2 protein-coding genes are annotated in these 3,742 nt (G+C 53.0%); both read right to left on the reverse strand.

The features are described from left to right. Nucleotides 1-6: 6 nt before the first annotated feature. Complete coding sequence (locus Q0614_RS08430) at nt 7-894, reverse strand: hypothetical protein (protein WP_298787988.1); 888 nt, start codon at nt 892-894, stop codon at nt 7-9. Further along, nucleotides 881-2,761, reverse strand: a complete 1,881-nt coding sequence (locus tag Q0614_RS08435) for an ATP-binding cassette domain-containing protein (RefSeq protein WP_298787990.1) — start codon at nt 2,759-2,761, stop codon at nt 881-883. Before Q0614_RS08435 ends, Q0614_RS08430 begins: the two co-directional genes overlap by 14 nt. Between the last annotated feature and the right edge of the window lie 981 nt (nt 2,762-3,742).

The raw sequence follows: 3,742 nt of genomic DNA on the forward strand, positions 1-3,742 counted from the left end.
TAAAGTTCATCCGCCCTGCCCCTGTGCTCGGATTTTGCGGCACTGCGCCGCTCGCAGCAAGCCTCTAAATTTTGATCGTGCAAATGCGGCGACCGCGACTACCGCGCTTTGAAATTTTAGCCGCGTGATCGCATTTGGTACGCCCCTAAATTTTAATTGCAAAAGCGCGGCAACCGAGATTTGAAATTTTAACGGCACAGACAGACTGCCCGCGCCTATTTCGCTCATCGCGCCCTGAAATTTTGATCGCGCGAGCGCATACGGCAAGCTTTGAAATTTTAAGCAGTTGTGCGGCATAGTCTCGCTGCGTAATTTCTGACGCAAAAGCTCCACGGCGGCGCAAAATCCGCGATGAAATTTTTGCATTGAGGCTTTAAATTTACAAGCTGTTCGCAGACTGGCTGCCTTTTTAAATTTGCGACCTGTTTGCAGAGCGGTCGCTCTTTTGAATTTATAATCCGTTTGCGAGCCGCTCGCGCTTTGAAATTTACAGCGCATACGAAGCAGGCTTGTTTTGCCGTAGAGCTCACGCAGTATCCATCTACAAAATCCGCGCCGTATCCCGCCGCGCGACATTCGATTTAGAACTTCGGCGCCGCGCAAAATTTTACGATCGTTTAAAATTCCTACACCCTTTAAAATTTCGCAACCTTTCAAAATTTTATTATCGATCCAAAATTTGCCGTCGTTTAAAATTCCGCCGCTTAGAATTTCACCGACATTCAAAGCCCGGTCGCTCAAAATTTCGCCGCCGTTTAAAATTTCATCGCCCCGCAAGAGCCTTGCGCTGCTTGGAATTTTATCGCGCGGGCGCGCAGGTTTTCGCCCCGCCCGCATAAAATTTGGATCAAAAATCCTCGCAGCTCGCGCAAAATTCAGATCAAAAGCCCTCATCGCCCGCCTCGCTTCTAAATTTTTGCACCTCGTTTATAAAGGCTTGCTGCACGCTAAGCCGCCGCCCGTCCTGCACGCAGACCTCGTCGGGACTGCCTAGCGCCAGGATTTTGCCGCGATCTTGGATCAAAAACCGATCGCAATACTCCGCCTCCTCCATAAAATGCGTCGTCACGATCACGCTCACGCCGGTGCGCGCCAGCGCATTTATGCGGTTCCAAAAGAGCCTGCGCGAGAGCGGATCGGCGCCACTGGTGGCCTCGTCGAGAAACAAAATCTCGGGGCGATGGATGAGCGCGCACGCCATGCTGAGGTTGCGCCCCGCGCCAAAGGGCAGGTTCTGCCACGTCTCGTTTCGCAGCCGCTGCAAGCCAAACTCGCTCAAAAGCTCCTCTATGCGCCGTTTCAGTGCCACGCCGCCGATACCGTAGCTGCGGCCGAAATACTCTAAATTTTGATAGCAGCTTAGCTTTTTATAAAGCGAAAATTTCTGTGAGACATAGCCGATGCGCGATCTGATCGATGATTTAGCGTGGCGCAGATCCTCACCCATGACCGAGATCTCGCCTCCGCTCATCCCCAAAAGCGCGCAGATCATACGAAAGGTCGTCGTTTTGCCCGCGCCGTTTGGACCCAGAAGACCGAAAATCTCGCCCTTTTTGACCTCGAAACTCGTATTTTCCACGGCGGTGAATGAGCCGAATTTTTTACTCACGTCGCGCACTTTGATGACGGTTTGAGTCGCATCGAAGCTCTTTTTTTCGTAGCCGAAGTTTGCCGCGCCGATCTCTGCTTTATTTAAAAAAATATACGCATCCTCCAGGCTCGCCTCGCGCGGGCTCAGTTTAAATTTAGCGCTTCCGTTTTCGTTAAATTTAACGTCCTCGTTTTCGTTTGAAATTTTAAAATTTTCGCCGCGCCCGTTTTCGGGATCCGTGCCTTTGTCGCGCCCGTTTTCGCGCTCTGTATTTTCATCATCACCCTCTAGGCTTGCGTTTAAAAACCTCTGCAGATCGCGCAGGCTTATCGGCTCCTCGCTTAGCAGATCGACGCTGCCGTCTCTGGGGCAGATGTCGATGAGCGGGGAGTTTTTTAAAAATCTTTGCGTCTTAAACATCAAGCGGCGCGCCAGGCTCTGATAATCCTCGCCGTCGATGCGAAAGGTGCGGTCCCGCAGCGCCGCGGTGATCTTCGCAGCGCACTCCTGCGCTATGATCTTGCCGCCGAGCAAAATCAGCGTCAGATCGGCATCCGCCGCCTCGTCGAAATACGCCGTCGAAAATATGCATTTCGCGCCGCTTTGATCCAGATACTCGCGCACGATCGCCCACAGCTCGCTGCGCGAGAGCGGATCGACGCCGACTGTGGGCTCATCTAGCACCAAAAGCCGCGGACGAGCTGCAATCGCGCACGCAACGCCGAGCTTTTGCTTCATCCCGCCGGAGAGCGAATCCACGGCGTAATCTTTAAATTTCAAAAGCCCCACGCGGCGCAAAAGCCCGCGCAGATACTCCTCGCCGTCTTTTAGATCGAGCCCTTTTAGGCCTGCGAAAATGTTTAAATTTTGCCAGACGCTAAGCTCCTCGTAAAGCCCCAGGCTCTGCGACATGTAGCCGTTTGCGCGGACGAATTCTTTATTTTCGCCGCTCGGAACGAAGCCAGCAAATTTTATCTCGCCGCAATCAGGCGCGATGATGCCGCAGATGAGCTTTAAAAGCGTGGATTTGCCCGCGCCGTCGGGGCCCGTGAGGCTGATGAGCCGCGGCGCGTCGCCAATTCGCAGATCAAAATTTTCAAAAACGACGTTTTTACTGCGATCCTCTCGCAGGTAAAATTTCTTTAAATTTACGATATTTAGTAGATCCAAGCTTAGCTCCAAATTTTATTTACTCGCCCCGTCGCTTGGCGCGACGAACGAGACCTACGCACGCCTAAAAGGCGCTCTTTGTCGCGACGCCTTGCTTCTGCAGCCGCCGAAATGTCTTGGTTTTGCGACCGCTACGGCGTCTTAGTTTTGTGACAGCCGCGGCATCTCGGTTCTACAACCGCCGCACGCTTTAAATTTCGCGACGCACGTTGAACAATTTCGCCCAAACCTCGCATAAATTCGACGTAACTTACCGCAAGCGCGCGAAACCAAGCTCTATCGCGCCGGGGCGCCCTGCAATCGCCCGCTCGAATTCGAGTGCCCGCACGATCGGCGTTGCTTACGGCTCGCGCCGAATATTCCGCGCGCCGCCCGATCTGTCTTGAGCGCGTGCATATCGCATCGGCTAGCCGCGCCGCTAACGATGCGCATGAGCGGGGCGGTCTCCAAAACATGAAGCAGCCAGTGAGTATCCGCGATAAACTCGCTTCAAAATGCAAACGAGTTTTCAAACACCTGGCGACCCGTGAGCGCCGAGATCTATCTGCGTCGCGCCTCTTGCGGTGAAATCTTACCGCCGCCGCGCCTTTTGGCGAAATTTTACCTATTCTCGGCTTTCTTTAGCATAGTACCGACTTTAGCTACCGCGTCCTTTGGGCAAAATTTTACCGCCGTTCGCAATCGGCATTTAATCGCGCCGCTTGTTTCGTAGCGAAATTTTACTGCCGTCCATACTCGGTACTCAATCGCCGTTTGTTTTATCGCAAAACGCCTGCTAGAAACAAAGCCTGCCGCTATACCGCCTGGCTTTACCTCGTCGCCGCCTGTAAGCCGCAAATTTTAAATTTAACTCGCGCTGTTTTGCGCCAAATCTTTCGGCAAAATTTTGCTCGCCGCGCTGCAGAATTCTGATCTTTTATCCAAAGTCGCCGCCGGCTCGCGCAAAACTCGCGCGATAAAATTTACGCTGCCTTTCCGCCT

The sequence above is a fragment of the uncultured Campylobacter sp. genome, from assembly GCF_937997595.1.
GTDB lineage: Bacteria > Campylobacterota > Campylobacteria > Campylobacterales > Campylobacteraceae > Campylobacter_B.

Excerpts from the sequence above, each read along its gene's own strand:
- Q0614_RS08430 (WP_298787988.1), bottom strand. The coding sequence starts at position 894 with ATGAGGGCTTTTGATCTGAATTTTGCGCGAGCTGCGAGGATTTTTGAT.